This is a genomic window from Legionella sheltonii, assembly GCF_026191355.1.
GTDB lineage: Bacteria > Pseudomonadota > Gammaproteobacteria > Legionellales > Legionellaceae > Legionella > Legionella sheltonii.
On sequence record NZ_JAPHOQ010000002.1, the window covers coordinates 341743 to 365458 of the forward strand.

Below are 23716 nucleotides of genomic sequence, written 5' to 3' on the forward strand. Positions count from 1 at the left end.
ATTATTGACTAAGATAAAAAAGCTCATACAATGAATCCTTTTACTCTAAGGACAGCCATGAGCGCTCTTGGAAAAACATCATCATTTAACCTATTTTGGTTGCTCAACTATATTTCAATTGCATCGGTTTCGGCAGCGATTATCACCCCTGCTTTGCCCAAAATCCAGGCCGAGTATATTTTAGGGCCAGGATCCGTTGAATGGATCGTCTCCGCATTTTTGATTGGCTATGTGGTGGGTCAATTAATCTATGGCCCGCTCGCTAACCGATTTGGGCGTTTAAAAGCACTGCGCACAGGGCTAGTAATTAATCTATTCGGGATTGTTATTTGTTTGCTTGCTTTGCTACAAGGCAGCTATTGGTTGCTTGTGAGTGGACGGTTAATTACCGCTTTAGGTGCTGCCAGTGGGCTTGCATGTACCTTCATGTTAATTAATGAATGGTTACCTGAGTCACAACGCAAAACGGCTATGGCCTACTCTGTGTTGTCTTTTGCACTGGGGATTGGGATCGCTGTAGTAGTTGGTGGATTAATTACTGAATATCTTCACTGGCAAGGATGTTTTTGGATTTTACTCTTGCATGGTGTAATAATGCTTTGGGGCACCTGTGTATTTAGCGAAACATTGATGCATCCTAAATCGATACATGTTTTAACGATTATCCGTGATTATTATGCTGCCCTATCTTCTGCAAAACTGGTGATTTTTTCATTAGTAGTGGGCTGTTGTTCTGCAATATCTTATTGCTTTTCTGCTGCAGGACCTCAAATCGCAGAAGAGTTATTGAAGCTATCAGCAGCAGAATACGGCTATTGGAATATACTCAACATTGTGGGTATGCTCTTTGGCGGAATATTTTCCAAACAGTTAATGTCTCGTTTCTCAGCAAATCAGCTCATTTCGATTGGTTTTCTTGGCGTTGCCCTGGGGATACTTAATTTATTGTTGATGTGGCATTTCGAGAGTCAATCGACGTTATGGTTTTTCCTGATTACCTCCAGTTTATATTTATTCAGTAGTTTTCTCTTTTCAGGAGGTTCATTTGTAGCATCTAACGCACTTAAGGACAAAGCCAGTGCTGCGGCCATGATGAGTTTTGTTAACATGTGTTTTGCAACACTCAGTGTCATTTTAATGGGCTATTTAATGATAAATCCTTTATTAAGTTTTATTATTATTCTAAGTATTGTTTGGTTACTTGTTGTAGGACTATTAATAATGAAGGTTTTGATGATAAAAAATTCGTTGATATTATCTGGAGATTCAGAGTAAATATCTACACCTCATTGCGTGGAATAGGAGGCAATCCATGTCGCAAAGCCATATACCTCAAACACTGCAAAATTTTTTAAATTTGAGCAATACCAAACCCGCTGTTTTTGTGCCTGAAGAGGTTCGTGATCTCGCAGAAAAAACAGCGGAAGCTTTTGCCCTACCTAAATTATTTGTACCCTTGATCGGTAACCTAGTGCTGCAACTGGCTGATCGGGTGATACCAACACGAATTTATCATCCGGCCCCACAAAAGAAATTACCTTTAATGATTTATTTTCATGGAGGCGGACATCTCTCAGGAAGTATAGATACCCATGACGCTCTTTGCCGTCGGATTGCGGTTAGCAGCCAAACTATAGTCCTTTCTGTGGGTTATCGATTAGCCCCAGAATTCCCATATCCAGCTGGGTTGCAGGATTGTATTGCAGTGTTTGAGCGAAAGGCTGAATTACTTAAAGCATTTCAAGTAAATACCGAACAGGTTTTCTTAGCAGGTGATAGTGCAGGAGGAAATTTAGCACTATCGGTCTGCCATCAAATGAAAAAGCAGGGCAATACTTCGATTAAAGGATTAGTGTTAATCTATCCTTCTATTGATTTCTCTATGAACTATGATTCATATCAGCGCAATGGAGAAGGTTTTTTGCTCACACGAGAAAAAATTAAATGGTATTTTGATAATTATTTTAGAAATGGAGGTGATCGGATTCAAGCATCACCAATGTATTTCCAACATTTAGAATTATTGCCACCTTGTTATATCGCAGCAGCAGAATATGATCCTTTATTTGATGAAGCACTTGCGTTTGCAAAAAAAATTGAAAACTTGGGGGTTTCTGTAATACTTGAAGAATTTAAGGGAATGATTCATGTCTTTGCACAACTTGAAATATTTGTCCCTGACCAGGTTTTTCGATTAATTCAATCTATAGAACATTTTATCAAGTCTCAGTCTATAAACTAGCCCTACCCCTCATTCCGAGCGTCGTGACGGATCTACTGGATGTAGGGCCGAGGGATCCCTCGCTACGCTCAGGATGACGGTAAAAAATTCTTGATTGCGCTGCGCTATTCTAGACTACTTTAAATTCACTTAAAAAGTATCAAATCCCTCATACTCTTCCCAAATAAGCTGTTCATAAGTACACTCTTCTACAACAGCAAGTTGCGGCCCTTCCTTTAGCCATTCGTAAAATAGTTCAAGGTTTTCAACAGAACCACAAGCAAAAACTTCTACACGTCCATCATTAAGATTTCGTGCCCAACCGGTAATACCCAGCTTTTTAGCTTCTTTTTGAGCCGAAGCGCGATACCACACTCCCTGAACTTTTCCAGAGATAAAACATTTCATACAAGCTTGATTCATATTAATTTTCTTATTGGTTTTTGAATAAATAAAGTTTATCTTAATTTAAGTTCTGCTTACAGTTCGCCAGATTGATCCAAAATAGTAGCATGGTAAGCAGGCTCTAAGAAAAAGGAGATAAAAATGGCTATATGGTTTAAAAAAATTTCTCTCGAGTCTCTAAATCAGTTTGGTAAAAATACCATGTCGGAATTTCTTGGTATTCAATTCATTGAAATAGGTGATAATTTTTTAAGAGCAACTATGCCAGTCAGTGAGCGCACCAGACAACCCATAGGCATTCTTCACGGCGGTGCTAATGTCGCCTTATCGGAAACAGTAGCAAGCACCGCAGCGAATGCAGTAATTGATGTAAGTCAATTTTTTTGTGTCGGTTTAGAAATTAATGCCAATCATATTCACTCCGTGAAACAAGGCATTGTTACTGCCATCACCTCCCCTATCCATATAGGACGCTCCACCCATGTTTGGGAAGTTAAGATTTTTAATGAAGAACAAAAACTAACATGTATTTCGAGAATGACTGCATCCGTAATCAATCGCCCCAGAGAATAAGTATTACCTATAAGAGGCCAAATATTTTTTTCAGGATTGTGATACACTAAACTGTTTTTTATTTATTCATAACTGTTTATGAAACCCAATCAGACGCTTAAAAATCGTGGTGCTCTTAGTAATCCAGATGGCCGCTTCGAGCCAGAAACTCGTGAGTCTTTCGCTGATGGTTGGGATATTGAAGAAGACAGTCTTCCTCCACTAGAAACATTATTATTGCCCGAACATTCCAAATCAATAATCAGCCGTAATGAATCTCCTGATCTAGGCTTTGAACAGTCCATTAATCCCTATCGAGGCTGTGAGCATGGTTGTATTTATTGTTATGCCAGACCAAGCCATTCTTATGTTAATTTGTCGCCGGGAATCGATTTTGAAACCAAAATTTTTTATAAGGTAGATGCGGCAAAGCTTTTAGAAAAAGAAATTAATAAATCAAATTATAAGTGTAAGCCTATTGTCTTAGGAGCAAATACCGATCCTTATCAACCCGCAGAAGCGAAACTGGGAATTACTCGAACTCTTTTAAAAGTATTGGCGAACCACCATCACCCCGTAATTATCATTACTAAAAATGCACTTATAGAACGTGATTTAGATATCCTGTCCGATATGGGGAAACAAAATCTGGCCAAAGTTGCAATTAGTATCACCTCACTTTCCACCGATTTAAAGCGAATTATGGAGCCAAGAACTACCGCACCCTCAGGAAGATTAAGAATCATAAAACACTTAACTGAGAGTGGGATACCTACTCGTGTTTTGGTTGCACCTATTATTCCGATGATCAATGACATGGAAATGGAAAAAATCTTGCACGCTGCAGCAGATTCTGGAGCCAAGCATGCCAATTATGTGTTGATCCGGTTGCCTCATGAAGTAAAGGAATTATTTAAAGAATGGCTTGCGCAACACTTTCCGCAACGAGCCGAACATGTGATGAGCCTTATTCGTCAAATGCGGGGAGGAAAAGAATATGATGCACGGTTTGGCAGCCGCATGCGAGGTGAAGGAGAATATGCCAATCTTTTAAATACTCGATTTCAGCTTGCTTGTAAAAAATATCGCTTAAATGTTGAACCTGATCCCTATTTAACACTGAGTAAGTTTTGTAAAAAAGAGGATTTAACCAACAAACAATTAAATTTATGGGAAGATGAATGGTAAGTTTTCAAAACATGTTAGCGGAATAATCCATCACGAGTCCTTTTTGAATTTTTTTCAATCACTTAGTATTAAAGCATACATTTTTTGGTGAAAACTTATGCAAAATAAAAAATAAACTCTATACTTAAGCTGAGTGAAAAAAAAAAGTAAAACCAAGGAGGATGTAATGAATAAAAGTTCATGCATTTCAAAAGTGTTACGTACAGGTATTATTGTCGGTTCAATATTTTTCGCCGTAGGTTATACATCCATTGCCAGTGCAGCTCAAGGCTGCGGACATGGATATCATAGGAATATGTATAATCAATGCGTATTAAATCATCCAGGACCATATGCTAAACCAGCTCCATATCATCGCGGCTGCTGGAGAAATGCATGGGGTCAATTACGTTGCTATAGATAATCTAATCTCCGATTGGCCTTACCATTTTAGGTAAGGCCAATACTCAGAAAACAATTTATTTCTTTTTATTAGAATGAGATTCGACCTTAGATTTCTCCTGAGCATGTTTCATTTTATCAGGATGAGATAATCTAGGTCTGGTAATCTGGAACAAAATTCAGGAAAAATAAGAGCTATTCCGAATTGGTTTATTAACTCCTGCTCTCACAGAATGGCTTATCCACAAGTCCATAGGCCAGTAGAGCCTTCATCGTCTCGGATAGGCCTGTGGACCCTGTGGGTAAGCCATGACACACCGAACTATGTTTTAGAAACCGTACTAGGGTGTCCGAAATACACTTGAGCTGGTGTTAAATATCCAAAAGACTGATGGAGTCTTCGGTTGTTATAATATTCAAAATACTCAGCTAATTCCAGCTCTATCTCTTCGATTGTTTCGAAATCATACCGATAGAGTTTTTCTTGCTTAACACTGCGCCATAAACGTTCTATGAAAATATTATCGAGGTATCGGCCGCGCCCATCCATACTGATAGAGATTTTGTGGGCCTTCAAGGTATTGATCCAATCATTAGACGTGAACTGAGCACCCTGATCGGTATTAAAAATATCACACCGCCCCTGTAATAACGCGTTTTTTAGCGCCTCTACACAAAATTCTGCTTCTAATGTTGGGGACACCGCCCATTGAAGCACATACCGACTATACCAGTCCATGATGGCAACCAAGTAAACATGGCCTCCCTTCATACGCACGTAGGTAATATCAGCAGCCCAGACCTGATTAGGCTTAGTGATATCGATGTCACGTAATAGATAGGGGTACACGGTGTGCTCTTTATTGGGAACGCTTGTATTTGGCTTTGGGTAGACGGTTTCTAATCCCATAGCCTCCATGAGTCTCTTGATGCGTCGTTTACCAACAGGATAGCCAACTTCAAGGGACAACCATTGTGCGCGCTTCACTTTACCTTCACATGGATACTGGAGATAATGCTCGTCTAACAGCGCCATGAGCCGCTCGTCCTCTGCTGATATAGGAGACGCTTTGTAATAATAACTGGAAATACTCAATCCGAGTAGCATGCATTGTTCTCGGATTGATATTTCAGCGTTGCTATCAATCAGCTTACGCTTTTCATCCAAGCTCAGTGGCAGTCTTTTTTTTTAACCATGATAATTGGGCTTGAAGTCGACCAATTTCCTCATACAAAGCACCAACAAGCTCGGCTTGCTCTTTTTTATCCTTATCATGAGAATTGGAAAAAGCATCTGAAATAGCCTGCAATGCTGTTTGCTTCCATGCTTTAATTTGGGTAGGATGCACACCGTATTCGCTGGTCAGTTGAGCCTGAGTCAATTTTCCTTCAATTGCCGCAACTGCTATCTTTGATTTTTTTGATGCCGTGTAATAGTTTCTTTTTTTGCTCATTCTATTCTCCTCTGTTACTTAGAAGAATAGCTCTTAAAAATTACCTTTTTTCGTCCAAAAAACCGCGCCTATATCAATTTACACCTCCGTCGCTTTTCTGCAACACGAAGCATCGTTAGCCAGCGCGAAGTTTATTCCATAAATTCAGTGGTTGTAATTGAAAAAGTAAGTTAAAGTAATTTTTAATAAAACACTGTTTAAAACGGACTTTTCATGGCACCTGAAATAAATGAAATTTTAAGGAAAATAAAAGAACAAAAACCTTTTGTATTAACTATTACCAATTATTTCCCTATGGGCTACGTAGCAAGCGGAATACGCAGTGTTGGTGGCTTTCCCATAATGTGTAGTGCAGAAGAAGAAGTTGAGGAATTACTGAAAATATCGAAAGCAGTGGTAATCAATCTGGGTAAATTAGATAATGCTTTTGTAAAGCTGAGCAATCAGATCTGTAAGATAGCAAACCAAATGAATATTCCTATCATTCTAGATCCAGTGGGAGTGGGAGCCACCCGATACAGAACTGATGTTGCAATCAATTTGATTAAAAAACATCAAATTTCCGTTATTCGTGGCTACCCTAATGAAATTGCGAGTTTGCTGACTGATACACTCGTCATCCACGATAGTAATCACCTGATCGAAGACAAAACAATAATTGAGCATGCTAAGTCCTTATCAAAAAAGCATAAGCTTACTGTAGTCGTAAGTGGGAAAAGACATTGGGTTGTCAACTCCAATCATATGGATCAATTTAATTTTGATTCCGCTATGGTGCAAAAAGTAGCGGGGATAGGCAATTTACTTTCAGCAATTATTAGTGTTTTTAATTCCGTAGTCCAAGATCATTTTTGGGCTGCCAAAAATGCAGTACATTTTTACGCGGACTGCGTTGGCCCAACTTCTTCTAGTGCGTCAGGGCCAGCATCATTGATTATTGGGATAATCGATAAAATCTACATTAATGCAACAAAAGCACAACTGTTTACTTAGATAAATCAATAAGATGCAGCTTGGACTTTGGCCCAACCTATATATTATTTAAGTTTGTAGCGTCGAATTAGTGTCGATCTAAGCAGACACCATAAAACTACTTAGTAAAGACCATAAAAGCAAATATCCCCTGGTCTACCAGAACTTGAAAATTACGCCAAGATTGATGTCGTGCAATTTGGGCGAAGGTTTCAATTTCTTCAGGATAATCATCAGCTCGTGGATGTTCCATACGGACGATAATCTCATCACCATCGATTTCAGGATTACTTTCTAACATTCGCGATTGCAAAGCATCCAGCCATTCATCACGTGTTTGATTCGGTTTGCGTACCCCATCCACCATTAACAAAAAACCATTAGGGTTTAGTTTCTGTTTGCAGACTGCAATAAATCGTTCTTTTTCATCCAGCGATAAATGATGAACCGCATAACTGGTATAGATGAGATCAACAGGAGCGATTAAACGCGGGAGTGCGGAAATCATATTATCTGCAATAAACTCTTTTTCACAATTTAGGGACGCTAATGTGTTTTCTGCCATTTTTAAAACATCTTGGGCCGCATCAATACCAATATATTTTTTGATGGAAGTTGCAGTAAGCACAGGAAGAACGGTACTACTATCCCCACACCCCACATCCACAAAGCAGAAAGAACGGCTTCCCATATATTCTGAGAGAAATTTTTGCAATGCCTGCAACATCTCACGATGATATAAGGTATTATTTTTAAGAGCACTTTGGTAACGTTGCCAATTCTGATTAAAGTACTCACTCGCAGTAGTCATAACTTATGATCCTAATCCTTTTGTTAAACAAATAATAGCAACTCTCATCTATCAGGTATACTTAAACGATTAGAGACATATCAGGCGTAGATTGCGTAAAATAGAACTAAATGATAAAATTTGCACCAACTAGCAAATACATAGGCCATATATGAACTACTTTTTTTCACTGCTGTTCACTTTATTTTTTTCCGCAAGTTGCCTTGCTGGGCCTATATCCGAAGTGAGTTTGCGCGATAAAATTGGCCAAATGCTTCTTATTGGTTTTGACGGAAAAAAAATTAATGCAAAATCGCCAATAGTAAAAACAATTGAGAAAAATAATATTGGAGGTGTCATTTTATTCGACTATAACTATCATACAAACACGTTTGATAAAAATATTGAAAGTCCGGAACAAGTAAAAAGACTGAATCATGAACTGCAATACTTTGCGGAGCAAGGTAATTTGCAACATCATCGAATGCAATTACCTCTCTTAATTTCAATAGATTATGAAGGGGGGCAGGTAAATCGCTTAGGTGAGCAATATGGATTTCCTCCAACCTTATCTGCTGCCGAAGTCGGCAAAAGAAGTATTAAGGAGGCTGAGTCCACTGCGGAGTCTATGAGTCAAACTCTAAAAAAAGCGGAATTTAATTTAGATTTTGCCCCAGAACTGGATGTCAACGTCAATCCAGACAATCCAGTGATTGGGAAAAAAGATCGAAGCTTCTCCAGCGATCCCAAACAAGTCACCCGCTTTGCAGGTATTTACACACATCATTTCCTAAATCAAAAAATTCAATGTGCTTATAAACACTTTCCAGGTCATGGGAGTTCGACTAAAGACTCACACCTAGGTTTTGTGGATGTTACAGAAACCTGGCACCCTTATGAGTTAGAGCCTTTTGCACGCCTGATCAATTCCAATGAAACATGCGGTGTCGTCATGACAGCTCATATTGTGAATCGTCAACTTGATCCATCTGGAATGCCAGCGACTCTATCTCATAAAATATTAACTGACCTTCTTCGCAATCAACTCCGTTTTAAAGGCGTCATTATTACAGATGATATGCAGATGAAAGCAATTAGCGATAATTATGGTCTTGAACAGGCTTTAGTACTAGCCATCAATGCAGGTGCAGATATGCTGATATTTGGAAACAATTTATCTGTTCCAGAACAAAATCCAGCACGAGTTATTGACATCATTGAAGCGAAAGTCCAATCAGGTGAAATCAGTCAAGAACGAATAAATGAGGCCTATCAACATATAGTAGCTTTAAAAAAATCCTTATAGGATTGACGCAATACAGCCTGAATGCAGCCCTCATCAAAAACGCTTCACCCAGGCTACAAATCTATTTTATCCTACCCTTTTAAATTGAATGGATACATCCACATCCATACCCGGTGAAACAGTTAGTCTTCCTTTTGCACTGCCTGAAGTTTTTGAAAAAATGCCGCTCAAGTTACCGTATTCTGTTTTGATGGTCACCGTCCCATTAACACAAATCCCCTTCAGTTGCGTGGTATTATGGTCTGGGCACACGAGACTTCCTGAGCGTTTGTCAGCAGTTACCTCTATGTTTAAATTACCCTCTTTATCGACTGCACTGACTGTTCCTGCTCCATTATAAACACATTCTCCGATTAACCAATTACTCGCCTTACCTGAGCCAGACCAATTTCCAGGAATATCGTCACACGAATTTGAGCCCGAATTAAAAGTAAAATCAGCATTGGCTATGTGTGCGAAAGACAGTGCAGCAACTGTAAATCCTATAAGTAATTTTTGTTTCATTATTTTTCCTTATGAGTAGCCTAATACAAACACAGCATGTTTGTGACTGGTTAAATTCGGAACCATTATTACGTTATAGAATTACAAGTGCAATCGAAAAGAAACAGAATGGGAAAATAAATCCCAAATTACCTAAGAGGCTCGAGAACAATCTCTTAGCATAACTCGCTCACTCCGCTGATTTTTTGATTAACCATTAGAAATTTGAGTACGAGGTGAAGAGCATTCATATACAAATAAATGTATCGGTTTAGTTTGCTTGTGAATGACTGGAATTATTTTATGATGCGCTAATGTAGCCAATGATTGGCACTGATTAAAAAATCGCTCCGCACATTGTTTTGTATCTCTAAAATCGATATAGGTTATTTTGTTAATTTTTCCTTTGGATAGTGAATTTAAAAAAGCCTCTCCCCAATATTGATATTGATTGATATCCCCACAAGGAATGGCATACACAGGCTCATTGGGCATAAAGAAATTCAATGCTGCAGCATTAGTATAATAACCAGTAACTATAGGTTGTTCTTTCTTTATCATTTCAAGTGAGTGAATCGCTTTGTTGAGTACTGTATAAGCCCTGCCTTTTTTCAAATAGTAAGCTATAGGCCATGAATTAATAACGATCATAATAATGCTAAGGGACAGAAAAAATGGATAAATTATCATGAAAAACCGTTGATAATGATATTGGGTAATGAGATATCCAGTGATCAGCGCGAGGTTCATTCCCAGTGGCGTCAAGTAAACCACTCGAGCATCCCCTCCCAATAAAGTCGCTGTAATCCAAAAACCCAGACCGGCAAGCAATACCACATAAGACAATTCTAAAACTTCATTCCTTGATGTATTTTTACTCTGTTGATACTTGAACCATCCCAATGCAGCCAATAGCAGGAAAACAGAGTAATTAATCACCAATGCCCCTATGAGTTCAAAGAGACAATGAACAATCGTCGTGTTGGTTTGGGTTTGACTGTGAAAATTTAATAAATAAGTAATTGATATCCAGTTATGATTGATATTCCAATAAATCACAGGAGAAACCATTAGAATAATGATTAAACTCGCCAGGTAAAAATGGATGCTTTTAAAGAGTTGTCTCTGTTTTGAGAAAACAACATACAGCAACAAACCGATTACGCTAACAACAGCAGTATATTTAGATAAAATCATGGCACCAATAAACAAGGCACACAGATAAAGATCAAGAATTCGTTTGCGGGAAATATAGAGAGCAAAATAATAGAAGGACAATATAGTAAAAAAATTTAATGGGGCATCGTATAAAACACGAACAAAAATACTTTCCGTGGTCGTGGGCAAAGCGACCCAGAGCAATGCGCTAATTAATCCTGTCCGCTGATCATGTAGGAGACAACCTGTCTTGTAAATATAATAGGCGCCCCCAATCAAGCATAAAAAACCGACAATGTTGATAGAAAAGAAAGTATTTCCAAACAGGGCTTGAGAAATATGGAAAAAATAAGCAATCATTGGAGGTCCATCAAAATAGGACCAAGCTAGGTGTTTTCCCCAAGCGTAATAATAAAAACTGGTAATGGTAGGAACTATGAAAAAAGTTGCTAGAAACAAGAATCCGATATAAATAATTAGGAAGGGCTTTGTCGCTTTTTCATTCCACATAAATCACCAAGTTCCTTTTGCTCTAGGGTCTGTTTACCTTTCTACTATTTTGGCTATTTCAGCTCAAGCTAGCAAAATCTATACTTACCCTTTCTTTATAATATTGGACTGGATAATATCACAATACGCATTTAATACACACTAAAAACAAAAAGTTATTTAGTACCAGCCACCTTTTTGTCTTGGGAAATGGTTTCCGTAGGATTGGGTAAAATTTCCACAACATGAGCCAACCATTTTTTATTATCTGCGCGAATAAGAGTATTGGTGCGTCCATAAATAGAATCATTTAAAGTGCAATTTATTAACGACGCTAATGTTCCGTCGCATCGGACTTTATAATAATTTCGATTCTGGGTCAGTGCTTGAATTTGATACTTGGTCAACAGTTTGCCAAAAGGAGTATTCGTATGCAGCACTTCTGCGATCATGCTCGTTGGTAATGCATTAAAGTTCATAGTAATAAAAGCGAGCTCGACAACCATGGCCTCTTTTTTTGTTTGTGCCAAATTGGGCTCATTCCGCTCTTTATTGCTATCAATCAGCATAACAATCGAGCGGCGATAAGTATTATTCTCCGGATCCTGATTTGCAAGAATTGTTTTTATAATTGCACGACGACCATAATACTTCTCGATACTTGGTGTCATTAAAGGCTGAGTTAATAGTTCATTGTAAGGGCTGGGCAATTGAGCAGAACTGACTTTCCTACCTATTTTACTTATCTCGGCCAGTTTATTGATCTCGACTTGAATTTTATTAGATTCAGGAGCGCCATTAACTACTATGGCTTTGAACAATAACATCATCGCCAAAAAAGGAAAGAAAAGAACCAGTTTTTTAATCATCTTGATTATTAAGATCATGTGAACTCAGCTTGGTTTGAATTTTAGAAATTTTTTAAGTGCGATGATATAAGAGGTTGAGGTAAAGGATCAATCGTGCTTAATGAGCGAATATTGGTTAAATGATAGGTACGGTCTAAAGTAAAAATCCGCAGCTCGAGGCTGCGGAATTAGAAATTACATGGTAAAGCAACGGACGCGTTCTTCTTCTTTATCTTCTTCTTCCTCTTGCTTGTCCTCATTCACCACTTCTTGCTGCTCTGTTGGCTCTACTTCTTGGTTTTGTTCAGGTGACGCTGGATTAGTGTTCTCTTCCAGTTCTTCTTCCTCATCTAAATTCAGCCTATTAAGAGCATTTAACATGGATGCCAATGCAAGTGTTAACCTTAACTCTGCTGGTGCTGGTATGGTATGGAAATGACCATTTGGGCAGATATAATGAATATGGCCCTGAGGACAAAGAAAAGCAGGTACTGTTCTAGGAGCAAAACCAAAAAAGGAATTTGCATTTCTTGGTTGTTCATTTTGTTGTGGGGTTTGTTGTTGCGCCTCTTCAGACTCAAGTCTTTGTTGTGAGCTTTCTTGTTCTAAAATTTCCTGTGAGTTATCTAAGCTCTCTTGCTCTTTTTCGATACTTTCCTGTGAGCTGTGCAAACTTTTTTCTTCGTCAGTCTTTTTTTCAACTTTAGGTGAGCCTGGTGGTGTGTGAGGCATATCATTGCTCCTTAAAAATTAAAATAATTAAAATTCCGATAAACATAACCTCTTGAAAAGAAGCTCGTTTTGTCACGAGTCTGTCTTTTCACGAAGCAAGTTTACAGTTAATTTACAATTTTTGGTAGGCCAAATAAACCAATTTTATTTATTTTTCACACTCTTTTTTTAGAATAGACAATTTTTGTGAATGTAATTGATTTTAAAACAAAAAATTGTAGCATAAATGAGCAAAATTATTTTGACCCAACAAGCAATTTAAGCTATAGCTTATGTAATGGATGATAAATACCTGTTCCAATTCGAACTGGTTAATAAAACTGAGTAACCATGAACACACAATACCTGGATAAATATGTAGTCACACAAATGGTTATAGGCCTAGTAATTCTTCTGCTCACGCCATTTATGTATGTTCATAGTCTGATATTGCAGATCATTGGTTCAGTATTTTTTATTATCGGTTTGTTGATCCTAATCATTGCGGCAAAACAATTAGGATCGGCTTTAACACCTGTTGTCACCCCGAAAGAAAACACTCAGCTCGTAACCTCAGGAATTTACGGCATTGTTCGGCATCCAATCTATACAGGAGTAATTACAATGGCTATTGGCTGGTCTGTATTCTGGGGCGCGCTACTCTCTTTCATTACTTCATTAATTTTAATCATTTTTTTCGATTTCAAAGCAAAAAAAGAAGAAATTTTATTAAGCAAAAAATATTCTGAATATGAACAATACAAGTCAAAGGTAAAGATAAAAATAATTCCCTTTATTTATTAGTCATAAATTTATTTGAATCCTTTGATTATAGAGATATATTTAAAATAGCCCATGTCAAAATAGAGTCGAAGGTGGCTATTTTTGATTTTATCATCCTCGCCTGGACGGGAATGGAAATCCAATTTAACTTAATATAAATCGAAAACAAAAAATAGCCAAACTCGGCAAAATAGAATAATGAGATGATTCATGAATGCATACCAACAATTAGAACAGCATTTTAAAAAATATTATGACTTTGAAAATCTGGCAGCAATTGTTTCCTGGGATGAGGCGTCTATGATGCCCGCTGGCGGGGGCAAAGCACGAGCAGAAGCTTTGGCTACATTAAGTGCTGTCCAACATGATTGGCTAACCCATAAAAAAGTAGGCGACTTAATAAAACAAGCAAAAGAGATTGAACATTTTAATCTAGGTCTGGTAATCTGGAACAAAATTCAGGAAAAATAAGAGCTATTCCGAATTGGTTTATTAACTCCTGCTCTCACAGAATGGCTTATCCACAAGTCCATAGGCCAGTAGAGCCTTCATCGTCTCGGATAGGCCTGTGGACCCTGTGGGTAAGCCATGACACACCGAACTATGTTTTAGAAACCGTACTAGGGTGTCCGAAATACACTTGAGCTGGTGTTAAATATCCAAAAGACTGATGGAGTCTTCGGTTGTTATAATATTCAAAATACTCAGCTAATTCCAGCTCTATCTCTTCGATTGTTTCGAAATCATACCGATAGAGTTTTTCTTGCTTAACACTGCGCCATAAACGTTCTATGAAAATATTATCGAGGTATCGGCCGCGCCCATCCATACTGATAGAGATTTTGTGGGCCTTCAAGGTATTGATCCAATCATTAGACGTGAACTGAGCACCCTGATCGGTATTAAAAATATCACACCGCCCCTGTAATAACGCGTTTTTTAGCGCCTCTACACAAAATTCTGCTTCTAATGTTGGGGACACCGCCCATTGAAGCACATACCGACTATACCAGTCCATGATGGCAACCAAGTAAACATGGCCTCCCTTCATACGCACGTAGGTAATATCAGCAGCCCAGACCTGATTAGGCTTAGTGATATCGATGTCACGTAATAGATAGGGGTACACGGTGTGCTCTTTATTGGGAACGCTTGTATTTGGCTTTGGGTAGACGGTTTCTAATCCCATAGCCTCCATGAGTCTCTTGATGCGTCGTTTACCAACAGGATAGCCAACTTCAAGGGACAACCATTGTGCGCGCTTCACTTTACCTTCACATGGATACTGGAGATAATGCTCGTCTAACAGCGCCATGAGCCGCTCGTCCTCTGCTGATATAGGAGACGCTTTGTAATAATAACTGGAAATACTCAATCCGAGTAGCATGCATTGTTCTCGGATTGATATTTCAGCGTTGCTATCAATCAGCTTACGCTTTTCATCCAAGCTCAGTGGCAGTCTTTTTTTTTAACCATGATAATTGGGCTTGAAGTCGACCAATTTCCTCATACAAAGCACCAACAAGCTCGGCTTGCTCTTTTTTATCCTTATCATGAGAATTGGAAAAAGCATCTGAAATAGCCTGCAATGCTGTTTGCTTCCATGCTTTAATTTGGGTAGGATGCACACCGTATTCGCTGGTCAGTTGAGCCTGAGTCAATTTTCCTTCAATTGCCGCAACTGCTATCTTTGATTTTTTTGATGCCGTGTAATAGTTTCTTTTTTTGCTCATTCTATTCTCCTCTGTTACTTAGAAGAATAGCTCTTAAAAATTACCTTTTTTCGTCCAAAAAACCGCGCCTATATCATTTATCATCCTGGCAACAAAAAAATCTTTATTGGATGGAAAAAGAGTATCTGCAGGCCACCTGCATCCCCGTACATTTAGTCGAAGAATTTACTAATGAATCACTAATCTGCGGCCAAGCATGGCGCGAATTACGTGCAAACAATGACTGGAAATCTTTTAAGCCTTATCTGGAAAAATTATTTCAAAAAATAAAAACAATTGCAGAAATTAAATCACAAACATTTAATAAATCGCCTCTGGATGTTTTAATTGATGAGTATTCGCCAGATTTAGATTGTAAAACTATTACACCTATCTTTAATTTATTGAAAAATGAGTTACCCACGCTAATTCCTAAGATTATTGAAAAACAAAAGGATCGGCAGATAAAAGCAATCACCGGAGATTTTCCAGTAGAAAAGCAAAAGCAGCTTGGAATGGAAATAATGACGCGACTGGGTTTTGATTTTAATCACGGCCGGCTGGATGTGAGCCATCATCCGTTTTGTGGTGGTATCTCTAGTGATGTTCGCATTACAACCCGCTATCAAGAACATGAGTTTTTATCATCACTAATGGCAAGTACCCATGAAACAGGACATGCACTCTACGAACAAGGCCTACCTACAGAATGGAGTATACAACCTGTTGGGCATTCTTTAGGGATGGCTGTTCATGAGAGTCAGTCCTTATTTATTGAAATGCAAATTTGCAGAAGTTTGGCATACATCCATTTCTTGGTGCCAATGGCACAAAAATATTTTAAGGATGTAGCGAATATAACTGAAGAAAATATTTTTTATCATTATACAAAAGTACAGCCTGGCTTAATTCGTGTTGATGCAGATGAAGTAACTTATCCCTTACATGTGATACTTCGATATGAAATCGAGCAACAACTCTTTGACTCTGACATTACTATTGCAGACTTACCTGAGGTCTGGGATTCATCCATGCAGAAATATTTAGGATTATCTACAAAAGGTGATGATAAAAACGGAGTGATGCAAGATGTTCATTGGCCTTCAGGAATTTTTGGATACTTTCCAGCCTATACTTTCGGAGCATTAATTGCTGCTCAATTATTCTCAGCAGTAAAAAAATCACTTCCTGATATTAAAGAACAGCTACAACAAGGGGATTTTAAATCGCTGTTACTTTGGTTAAGAAAGCATATTCATGAAAAAGGACGATTATTGCCTTATCAAGAACTTTTACGTCAGGCAACAGGCGAAGAATTAAATCCAGATTTTTATTTTGCCCACATTAAAGAGCGCTATTTATAAAAAATAACTCCACTCTCGTGATTAAAATGATGTGATTTTAAAGCAGCAAACACAGCCTATATCCCGACCATAGCGAGGTATCTCCTATCGCAATATCCTGCTCCAAAATGGAGATGCCTCGCTACACTCGGGATGACGGCGAGCCAATTTTAGTTTTCCATCGGAATGAGAAATCGACCCTATAACCAACGTACGCTAGAAATAGCGTCGTTGTCATTCTCGCAAAGGCGGAATGACATACGATTGTTCAACAAACTCGCTTTTAGCCAGAAAAGCTTCATTAAACGAGTTCATGATTTTTAGTGCGCTGCACCAGCTTTATAAACTGTTGTAACTCACAAGCATCCCCACCACAAGCCGAAATAGAAACGGGATGGCCATTATACGTAATTTTTACAAGATAATAATTTTCATCACGCTCATACAGAGAGAAATTAAGATTTGAAGCATATGGTGGTGCATTCTCCAAAGGGGCCCCCAAAAAACTTAATGCACTGGCAATTGTCGTATCATGAGCAGATAATAAAACATATTTAAGTTTGGTGTTTTTCTGACTACCACCGTTAAGATAATTAGCAATGTTGGTCATGAGTTTGCTGCTGTAGGCAGTTGCTACTTGTGGTGGCTTTTCTTGAGCCATAAAAGCCCAATTACTGGCAGCAATAATTGTTTCAATGTCTTGGGTACTTAGTCCAACAGGCATTGGCGCATTATGTATTTGATGTATATATAAGGCATCACCCAGTAATTGAAGATCATTCAAGCTACCAATTTGTGCACCTATAAAGGCACTCCAAAGTGGATATTTATCTTTGAGCTCATCATTTTTTTGTTGCCATTCTTTTGTTGAGTATACATACTGCTCCATTAACTTTGCCCGTTCCTCAGGACTTACTTGCTGGAGAATTACCTCGTCATATTTAGCGGGTGCACTAAAAATAGGTATAGGCTGAACACCATAAGGTAAAGCAGGAATAGAAGAGTCCGTATGCGGGCCGGTTCCTGGGGGGTATAATCCCATTAATAAAGACTGAACGCTCATAAGCGTACGTTCATAACTAGTGGACCGAATATACATGGTTCCTTGCTCATAGTGATCTGGTAATAAATGGGCTTGTTCCACATATCTTCTACGAAACTCGACCCCCAGCTTATATTCTTGCCGCATGCCTTCGGCTGTTAACTGACCAGGGCCTTCTCGCCATTGATAATTTACTGCAGGGAGAGGAATAATTGGTGTTCTATCCCCATGCCGAATAATATCAACAGCAAAAACAAGTGTATCATCAGCGAATAAGATCGACGGTGCACTCAATAGCAAGAAACAGCTTAGGCGAAATTTATAACCCATTTGATTTGTACTCCTTGTAAGAATGTATTAATTATCTAACGAACGCTGCCATCTGGTGATGATTATTATTTCAAACATGCAGGTTGGACCTAGATCCAACACACCAAATCCTATGATAGCTGTTTTGTTGGGCCAAGGCCCAACCTACGGGCTCTATGCTCGATCACGCGAACACGGCGCGATGGGGAATTGCCATCAGCCCAAGTTTTATCTTTTGCACTATGATGAGTGTGACGACAAAAATCAAGACTTTTCTAAGCATTGGTTTTATTAGGCTATATTGATATCTAGGTTCGGCCTTGGGTTTTTAGGAGACTGCCTCTGCAACTAATAAATCCTCAGGTACAGAGGCATCCACGAACACATTATTAACTAAAGGATTCTACATTCGGAGTTTTTCTTGGGCTTCTCATTATCTTCAACCCCATAGACAGGTAACGGTTTTTCATTTACTTTATCCTGATTTAATATAGTTACGCTCATATTGACATAGTCCATCGAACCATCAGGATTTTTCGCCCCAGATGCATAATCAATAGTATCAACATTTTTCCAACCTGTTACTTTTTGGATAAAATCATCACCACTTTTTAATTCAACAAAAATCTGCCTATCGGGATCAATAAGGTGATAGTTATCTTCTTCTCTGTAGATGATATAGGCATGATCGAACTCATTGTCCAAATTAACTAACATCAATTCGCCTGATTGCAGCCGATCTTTCAAAGAAGAAAGAAATTCCTGGCGGGTGCCCTTATAAACTGTTTGATAATCATCCTCAATATAGTCCTCTAGTGGATCATCTGCACCTTCTCGAAAACTGGGGATTTCTCTAGGGTCAGCATTTTCAAGCAACAATCTAGCCCCTTCTAGAGCGCACCATTGACAATTTCCATCATTCTTTGGAGCCCCGTTTTTAATGGGATTTATTCGCCTAAGTTTTTGCAATTTTTCTTGCATAGTACTACCCATAACTCTGATAAACCTAAGTCAAGTATAGTACATTTTTCAATCAGAAAATTATGCGGCAAATAAATAGGGCATGCATTAACTGCTTGATTGACAACCCCTTTCCAACCATCTAGAGTTTAAATACATAAGGGATGGAGATACAGCATGAAGCTTATTAGGTATCTTGTTTTTATAACGCTGCTAATGAGTAGCCTTCTTGCTCACAGTAATCCAATCACTATTGGCATTTTAAAATTTGCTCCACCTTTCTCATCAGTAGACACTCATAATCATTATTTTGGATTTGCTGTTGATCTCATGAGAGAGATATGCAAACGCATTGATGCATCATGTATCTACAAGGCAACCGATTTTGATAGCCAATTAAATGATCTGCAGGCAGGGGTTATTGACGTTACCTTTTTAGTAAGTCCATTAAGCGATACAGAGTCAGAGCATTATCAATTCAGTATGCCTTATATAACCAGTAAGGGACAATTTGTATCACTAAAAAGCTCAGACATTCATTCAATAGATGATATTAAAAATAAAAAAATTGGCGTGCTGCAAGCAACCTTGCTTCAATACAGTGTTCTACCTCAATATACTACTGAAGAAAATATTAAAGTGTATCCCAAAATTACGGTATTAATCTCTGCACTCAATAAACATGACATTGACGCCGCATTAATGAATGCAAATGTTGCCAAATACCTACTCAACAATATCCTAAAAGGTTTTCAACTGGTAGGAAAACCTATCACTGTAGGAAACGGATATGGAATTATTGCACTTAAAAAAAATGCCGCAATAATTGCGAAAATTAATGAGGCCTTATTAGAAATAGAAGCCGATGGAACCTATTTAACTCTTTATCGTAAATATTTTGGTAGTCATATTAAAGAGAAATTACCTGACTGAGGTAAGCGATCCTGCCCAATTCACTAACCTCTGTATTTGGCGCATCTTACGCAACAATTATACTTCCGAAATCTCACATTCTGATGTAGGTCATGTACCCGCCCCAGTCCTGCGCTCAAGTTAACCAGGCATCGAGATCAAGCATCCCCTTGCGCGATAACTGCTAAGTTACCAAATTCGCCTGGATCAATAGGACCAGAATAACAATTAAAGGAGATGCTTTATTGGCAAAGTGATGAAAAATTCACTGCCCTTTCCTGGGTCACTATGAATTGAAATTGCTCCATGATGTTCTTGAACAATGCTATAGGAAATGGATAGACCTAAACCAGTCCCCTGACCAACCGGTTTCGTAGTAAAAAAAGGCTCAAAAATCCTAGCCATTGTTTCTTTACTCATACCAGTACCTGTGTCACGAATACGAATCAAAACGTGCTCATTTTCCTTGCTTGTAGTAATCGTAATTTCCCCCTGATCAGGAATTGCATGCGCTGCATTGATAAGAATATTCATAAACACTTGATTGATTTTCCCAGGGAAACATTCTATTTGAGGAATATCACCATAATTTTTCTTAATGGTAATACGATCACGAAATGAATTATTTAACAAGGTTAAGGTGGAATCGATATTTGCGTGAATATTAATCCGTTTCAATGCTCCTTCATCAAGCCGAGAAAAAGTACGTAAGTCTTTCACAATATTTGCTGTGCGCCTTGCCCCCTCTTCAATGCCGTTAAGTAAATTATGAGTTTCTTGCAAAGTAAAAGGCAGATCGATTTCTTTTTTATATTTTGAAATTTCCATTAATTTATCTTTTATTGATGTGTCAGGGGTAATTTCTGCATATTTATTTAATAATTGCATAATTTCTGCAATATCATTTTTCAGGGGGCCAATATTGGCAGAAATAAAATTAACTGGATTGTTAATTTCATGTGCGATTCCAGCAGTTAACACGCCCAAGGAAGACATTTTTTCTGCTTGAATTAATTGAGTCTCCGCCTGTTTCAACGTGTCTAACGCATGATTAAGCTGAATATTTTTTTCATTTAAATCTTGCGTGCGCTGTTCGACACGCGATTCCAGCTCAATATTAGCTTGCAGTAGTTCACTTTGTGCCCTTCTACGTTCAGTAATCACAGCTGATAAAACTAAAGTAGTAAAAAATATCACTGCCACAAACGCTTGCAAAAATAATAAGCTGGTTGAAATATTAGCCATATAAAATTCTTTATAACCATGTATTTCAAGCCAAATGACAGAAATTGATATGAAAAAGGCGATGAGTGTCGCAAAGCGAGTACTGAAACGTACAGCTGACCAAACTCCAAAAGGAAGCAAGATGTAGGCTAAAGGATAATGCAACATATAGATTAAGCTAATCGTCAAACCTAATAAAACGATCAAAATAATGAACTCAAAAAATTGAGCTAAATGAAACGTGAATTTTTTTTGGTACCAAGTCATGATAAGCGGTGTCATCACAATAATACCTACAGCATCACCTATCCACCAAACGAACCAATTGTTTAAAACTAACTTGGGCTCAATAAAACCAAACATAAAAAGTGCCATTATTCCTAAAGTACAACTCGTAAGGGATAGAAGGAAATCGCCACCGAATGTAAACAACAGAATATCGCGAACGGTATAGAACGGCGTTTTGGTATGAGTATAGTATTGAATGAATTTTCCAGCCCAAACTGCCTGTAGTCCGGCACCAACACCAATTATTGTGGATGCAATCCAGTTTTGCCATGACATGAGATTGCCCAATACGGCAGTCACAACCGTTTCGGAAACTACTATTCCAAAAACGACATTATTTCCATACCATAATACCATCGCTAAAGCGATACCCGACGGAAGCCAAAGTGGTGTCACCAATGTGTTTGGGATGACCCAAATATTACTTGCAAAACCGCCCAATGTATAAAGAACGCCTGTGACTAGATTCTGATAGCAGAACCGCCAAGTTTTTATTGGATTGAGGCTCATGTCTTCTTTCCAAGTACTCGATAAAGCTTGATCTTCTCACCCTTGCCTCGAATCATTTGTGGCTCTAACTCTTCAACTAGAATTTCATTAGAAATAGGCTTATAAGTTGTTTCACTAATCAACAAGGTATTGGGTTTATCTTTCGTAAGCTCTTCAATGCGGGATGCAGTATTTACGGTATCACCAATCGCGGTATATTCCATGTGGTCACTGGTCCCTATATTTCCAGTTATGACCTCCCCCGTATTGATACCAATTCCAATAGTAATATCACGGCCTATTTCCTTACGATACGTGTCGTTGAACTCTTTTAAGGCCTCGATCATCATTAATCCTGCAGATACAGCATTTAACTGATTATCGATATGTGACACAGGCGCGCCAAATAAAGCCAAGATTCCATCACCAATCAATTTATTAATGCAACCATGATTCTCTCGTATTCTTTGAGTCATTAACTCAAAATAAGCATTAAGAAGTTCTACAGTTTTAACAGAACCCAATTTATCCGATAATGAGGTAAATTGGCGTATGTCAGCAAACATGACTGAAATGATGCGGTATTCACCCCGAATCAGCGAATCCTCCCCCTGATCATTTAAAATTTCATCGACTATATTTTTAGGAACATATTTTTGAAATAACTCCATAATTCGTTTTTGATATAATACTTCATGATTCAGTTTTTCAATCAAAGACAACCGCTCTTCCTCAAGGTTTAACATTTTCAATCCAGTATCAATATTAATCTTTAACTCAACTGGATCCCATGGCTTGGTAATATAACGAAATACCCGACCAGTATTAATCGCTTTAATAATTGCTTCAATGTCAGTAAAACCGGTTAAAATCATTCGAATCGTATTGGGATATTCAGGAATAATTGACTCTAAAAATTGCACCCCTGTCATTTCTGGCATTCTTTGGTCAGTAATCACAATTTGAATGTTCTTGTGACGCATAATCTCCATCCCCTCGCGTCCAGAGGTCGCAGTATACACGTTGAAATGGCGGCGAAAAGTAGCGACAAAGGCGGTCAGATTATTCGCTTCATCATCAACATAAAGGATATTACACTTTTGTTTATCCATAAGCGCTCTTTTCTAGAAGCAAATTAAAACCCTATAGATATTTATAGTCTATAGGGACTCACTTTGGCCAGTTTTCGAGAGGTGAGGTAAACGAAGTCTTAACTAACCTTTTATATTGCTTATGAGACGCCTTCGTAAAGAAAGGGTAAAATTTGCCCAACAGGTCCATATCTGACGCAAATTTAGGTAAAAATATAATACTAAAGAGAATTTAGAGGCTTTCTATTATGACTAAATCCGTGGTTTTTAGCGTAGACGATGACGAAAAGAGGCAGAAGATCCTTGCGCACTATAGACAATTTATGAATCAACAAAATGCCGAGGATCAATCTTACACTTCTTTAGCTGAATTTAAAAACAGTCAACATTATCAAGACCTGTCCGAAGAAGAAAAAGAGAATCTTGAACAATATGAAGGAAAAGATGTAATTGTCTTGGTATTTGAAACTCCAGAACAAGCCATAGAATTTATTCGACAAATACAAAAGAAAGGACTTATTAGTGAAGAACAGGCGGAAGATATAGTGACAAGCCTGCAAGAGCTCGAGCCATACAGGCCAGGAATGTAATGAGTACCTCTGCGG

General features: G+C 38.2%; 24 protein-coding genes and 2 pseudogenes. 12 read left to right on the top strand and 14 right to left on the bottom strand.

Annotated elements, in window-relative coordinates; all coding sequences use genetic code 11:
- Positions 1 to 57 precede the first annotated feature (57 nt).
- Both OQJ26_RS03500 and OQJ26_RS03505 read left to right on the top strand, forming a co-directional pair.
- Positions 58 to 1275, top strand: a complete 1218-nt coding sequence (locus OQJ26_RS03500) for an MFS transporter (RefSeq protein ID WP_265702547.1) — start codon at positions 58 to 60, stop codon at positions 1273 to 1275.
- Between the two features lie 37 nt (positions 1276 to 1312).
- The gene (locus tag OQJ26_RS03505; protein ID WP_265702549.1) at positions 1313 to 2242 is read left to right on the top strand and encodes an alpha/beta hydrolase; all 930 of its coding nucleotides are present in this window, start codon (positions 1313 to 1315) and stop codon (positions 2240 to 2242) included.
- A 129-nt stretch (positions 2243 to 2371) separates the two neighbouring features.
- Here the strand turns inward: OQJ26_RS03505 and OQJ26_RS03510 are convergent, their stop codons facing one another.
- The gene (locus OQJ26_RS03510; RefSeq protein ID WP_265702551.1) at positions 2372 to 2644 is read right to left on the bottom strand and encodes an acylphosphatase; all 273 of its coding nucleotides are present in this window, start codon (positions 2642 to 2644) and stop codon (positions 2372 to 2374) included.
- A 123-nt stretch (positions 2645 to 2767) separates the two neighbouring features.
- On the opposite strand from OQJ26_RS03510, the gene OQJ26_RS03515 reads away from it, so the two are divergent.
- The 3 genes from OQJ26_RS03515 (at position 2768) to OQJ26_RS03525 (ending at position 4769) form a co-directional block, all read left to right on the top strand.
- Positions 2768 to 3199, top strand: a complete 432-nt coding sequence (locus OQJ26_RS03515) for a hotdog fold thioesterase (protein WP_265702552.1) — start codon at positions 2768 to 2770, stop codon at positions 3197 to 3199.
- 78 nt (positions 3200 to 3277) lie between these two features.
- Positions 3278 to 4366 carry a PA0069 family radical SAM protein gene (locus OQJ26_RS03520; RefSeq protein WP_265702553.1) on the top strand — a complete coding sequence of 363 codons (1089 nt, stop codon included), beginning with the start codon at positions 3278 to 3280 and terminating at the stop codon, positions 4364 to 4366.
- Positions 4367 to 4532: 166 nt separating this feature from the next.
- Positions 4533 to 4769, top strand: a complete 237-nt coding sequence (locus OQJ26_RS03525) for a GCG_CRPN prefix-to-repeats domain-containing protein (protein ID WP_265702554.1) — start codon at positions 4533 to 4535, stop codon at positions 4767 to 4769.
- A gap of 300 nt (positions 4770 to 5069) precedes the next feature.
- Here OQJ26_RS03525 and OQJ26_RS03530 read toward each other — a convergent pair whose 3' ends face one another.
- Both OQJ26_RS03530 and OQJ26_RS03535 read right to left on the bottom strand, forming a co-directional pair.
- Positions 5070 to 5915, bottom strand: coding sequence for an IS3 family transposase (locus OQJ26_RS03530; RefSeq protein ID WP_082650874.1), 846 nt, complete (start codon positions 5913 to 5915; stop codon positions 5070 to 5072).
- The gene (locus OQJ26_RS03535; RefSeq protein WP_065235619.1) at positions 5908 to 6201 is read right to left on the bottom strand and encodes a hypothetical protein; all 294 of its coding nucleotides are present in this window, start codon (positions 6199 to 6201) and stop codon (positions 5908 to 5910) included. The genes OQJ26_RS03530 and OQJ26_RS03535 overlap by 8 nt, the downstream gene beginning before the upstream one ends.
- A 213-nt stretch (positions 6202 to 6414) precedes the next feature.
- On the opposite strand from OQJ26_RS03535, the gene thiM reads away from it, so the two are divergent.
- The gene (gene thiM, locus OQJ26_RS03540) at positions 6415 to 7194 is read left to right on the top strand and encodes a hydroxyethylthiazole kinase (RefSeq protein WP_265702556.1); all 780 of its coding nucleotides are present in this window, start codon (positions 6415 to 6417) and stop codon (positions 7192 to 7194) included.
- A 97-nt stretch (positions 7195 to 7291) separates the two neighbouring features.
- On the opposite strand, the gene OQJ26_RS03545 is transcribed toward thiM, so the two are convergent.
- Positions 7292 to 7984: a class I SAM-dependent methyltransferase gene (locus OQJ26_RS03545; RefSeq protein WP_265702557.1), complete on the bottom strand. Its 693-nt coding sequence runs from the start codon at positions 7982 to 7984 to the stop codon at positions 7292 to 7294.
- 151 nt (positions 7985 to 8135) lie between these two features.
- Here OQJ26_RS03545 and OQJ26_RS03550 point away from each other — a divergent pair, with 151 nt between their 5' ends.
- Positions 8136 to 9269, top strand: coding sequence for a glycoside hydrolase family 3 protein (locus tag OQJ26_RS03550; RefSeq protein ID WP_265702558.1), 1134 nt, complete (start codon positions 8136 to 8138; stop codon positions 9267 to 9269).
- Positions 9270 to 9335: 66 nt separating this feature from the next.
- Here OQJ26_RS03550 and OQJ26_RS03555 read toward each other — a convergent pair whose 3' ends face one another.
- The 4 genes from OQJ26_RS03555 to OQJ26_RS03570 all read right to left on the bottom strand — a co-directional run bounded on the left by OQJ26_RS03555 (position 9336) and on the right by OQJ26_RS03570 (position 12979).
- Positions 9336 to 9773, bottom strand: coding sequence for a hypothetical protein (locus OQJ26_RS03555; RefSeq protein WP_265702559.1), 438 nt, complete (start codon positions 9771 to 9773; stop codon positions 9336 to 9338).
- 189 nt (positions 9774 to 9962) lie between these two features.
- Positions 9963 to 11420, bottom strand: a complete 1458-nt coding sequence (locus OQJ26_RS03560) for a glycosyltransferase family 39 protein (protein ID WP_265702560.1) — start codon at positions 11418 to 11420, stop codon at positions 9963 to 9965.
- Positions 11421 to 11575: 155 nt separating this feature from the next.
- Positions 11576 to 12286 (bottom strand): hypothetical protein, encoded by a 711-nt coding sequence (locus OQJ26_RS03565; RefSeq protein ID WP_265702561.1) that lies wholly within the window; start codon positions 12284 to 12286, stop codon positions 11576 to 11578.
- Positions 12287 to 12442: 156 nt separating this feature from the next.
- The gene (locus OQJ26_RS03570) at positions 12443 to 12979 is read right to left on the bottom strand and encodes a hypothetical protein (RefSeq protein ID WP_265702562.1); all 537 of its coding nucleotides are present in this window, start codon (positions 12977 to 12979) and stop codon (positions 12443 to 12445) included.
- A 330-nt stretch (positions 12980 to 13309) separates the two neighbouring features.
- On the opposite strand from OQJ26_RS03570, the gene OQJ26_RS03575 reads away from it, so the two are divergent.
- Together OQJ26_RS03575 and OQJ26_RS03580 are read left to right on the top strand one after the other, a co-directional pair.
- Entirely contained in the window at positions 13310 to 13762 is a 453-nt protein-coding gene (locus OQJ26_RS03575; RefSeq protein ID WP_265702563.1) for a methyltransferase family protein, read from the top strand.
- A gap of 189 nt (positions 13763 to 13951) precedes the next feature.
- Positions 13952 to 14197 (top strand): annotated as a pseudogene (locus OQJ26_RS03580) (carboxypeptidase M32); the annotation flags it as partial.
- Between the two features lie 145 nt (positions 14198 to 14342).
- Here the strand turns inward: OQJ26_RS03580 and OQJ26_RS03585 are convergent.
- Both OQJ26_RS03585 and OQJ26_RS03590 read right to left on the bottom strand, forming a co-directional pair.
- Positions 14343 to 15188: an IS3 family transposase gene (locus tag OQJ26_RS03585; RefSeq protein WP_082650874.1), complete on the bottom strand. Its 846-nt coding sequence runs from the start codon at positions 15186 to 15188 to the stop codon at positions 14343 to 14345.
- Entirely contained in the window at positions 15181 to 15474 is a 294-nt protein-coding gene (locus OQJ26_RS03590; RefSeq protein WP_065235619.1) for a hypothetical protein, read from the bottom strand. Before OQJ26_RS03590 ends, OQJ26_RS03585 begins: the two co-directional genes overlap by 8 nt.
- Before the next feature lie 77 nt (positions 15475 to 15551).
- On the opposite strand from OQJ26_RS03590, the pseudogene OQJ26_RS03595 reads away from it, so the two are divergent.
- A pseudogene (locus OQJ26_RS03595) lies at positions 15552 to 16817 on the top strand (carboxypeptidase M32); the annotation flags it as partial.
- 280 nt (positions 16818 to 17097) lie between these two features.
- Here the strand turns inward: OQJ26_RS03595 and OQJ26_RS03600 are convergent.
- Together OQJ26_RS03600 and OQJ26_RS03605 are read right to left on the bottom strand one after the other, a co-directional pair.
- Positions 17098 to 18168, bottom strand: coding sequence for a histidine phosphatase family protein (locus OQJ26_RS03600; RefSeq protein ID WP_265702567.1), 1071 nt, complete (start codon positions 18166 to 18168; stop codon positions 17098 to 17100).
- A 372-nt stretch (positions 18169 to 18540) separates the two neighbouring features.
- A complete protein-coding gene (locus OQJ26_RS03605) occupies positions 18541 to 19026 on the bottom strand; it encodes a hypothetical protein (RefSeq protein WP_265702568.1) in 486 nt (161 codons plus the stop codon).
- A 258-nt stretch (positions 19027 to 19284) separates the two neighbouring features.
- On the opposite strand from OQJ26_RS03605, the gene OQJ26_RS03610 reads away from it, so the two are divergent.
- Positions 19285 to 20040: a transporter substrate-binding domain-containing protein gene (locus tag OQJ26_RS03610; RefSeq protein WP_265702569.1), complete on the top strand. Its 756-nt coding sequence runs from the start codon at positions 19285 to 19287 to the stop codon at positions 20038 to 20040.
- A 207-nt stretch (positions 20041 to 20247) separates the two neighbouring features.
- On the opposite strand, the gene OQJ26_RS03615 is transcribed toward OQJ26_RS03610, so the two are convergent.
- Positions 20248 to 22041 (bottom strand): MASE1 domain-containing protein, encoded by a 1794-nt coding sequence (locus tag OQJ26_RS03615; protein WP_265702570.1) that lies wholly within the window; start codon positions 22039 to 22041, stop codon positions 20248 to 20250.
- Positions 22038 to 23132 (bottom strand): adenylate/guanylate cyclase domain-containing protein, encoded by a 1095-nt coding sequence (locus OQJ26_RS03620; RefSeq protein WP_265702571.1) that lies wholly within the window; start codon positions 23130 to 23132, stop codon positions 22038 to 22040. The genes OQJ26_RS03615 and OQJ26_RS03620 overlap by 4 nt, the downstream gene beginning before the upstream one ends.
- A 227-nt stretch (positions 23133 to 23359) precedes the next feature.
- Between OQJ26_RS03620 and OQJ26_RS03625 the strand changes: the two genes are divergently transcribed.
- Positions 23360 to 23701, top strand: coding sequence for a hypothetical protein (locus OQJ26_RS03625; protein ID WP_265702572.1), 342 nt, complete (start codon positions 23360 to 23362; stop codon positions 23699 to 23701).
- The last annotated feature ends 15 nt before the right edge of the window (positions 23702 to 23716 follow it).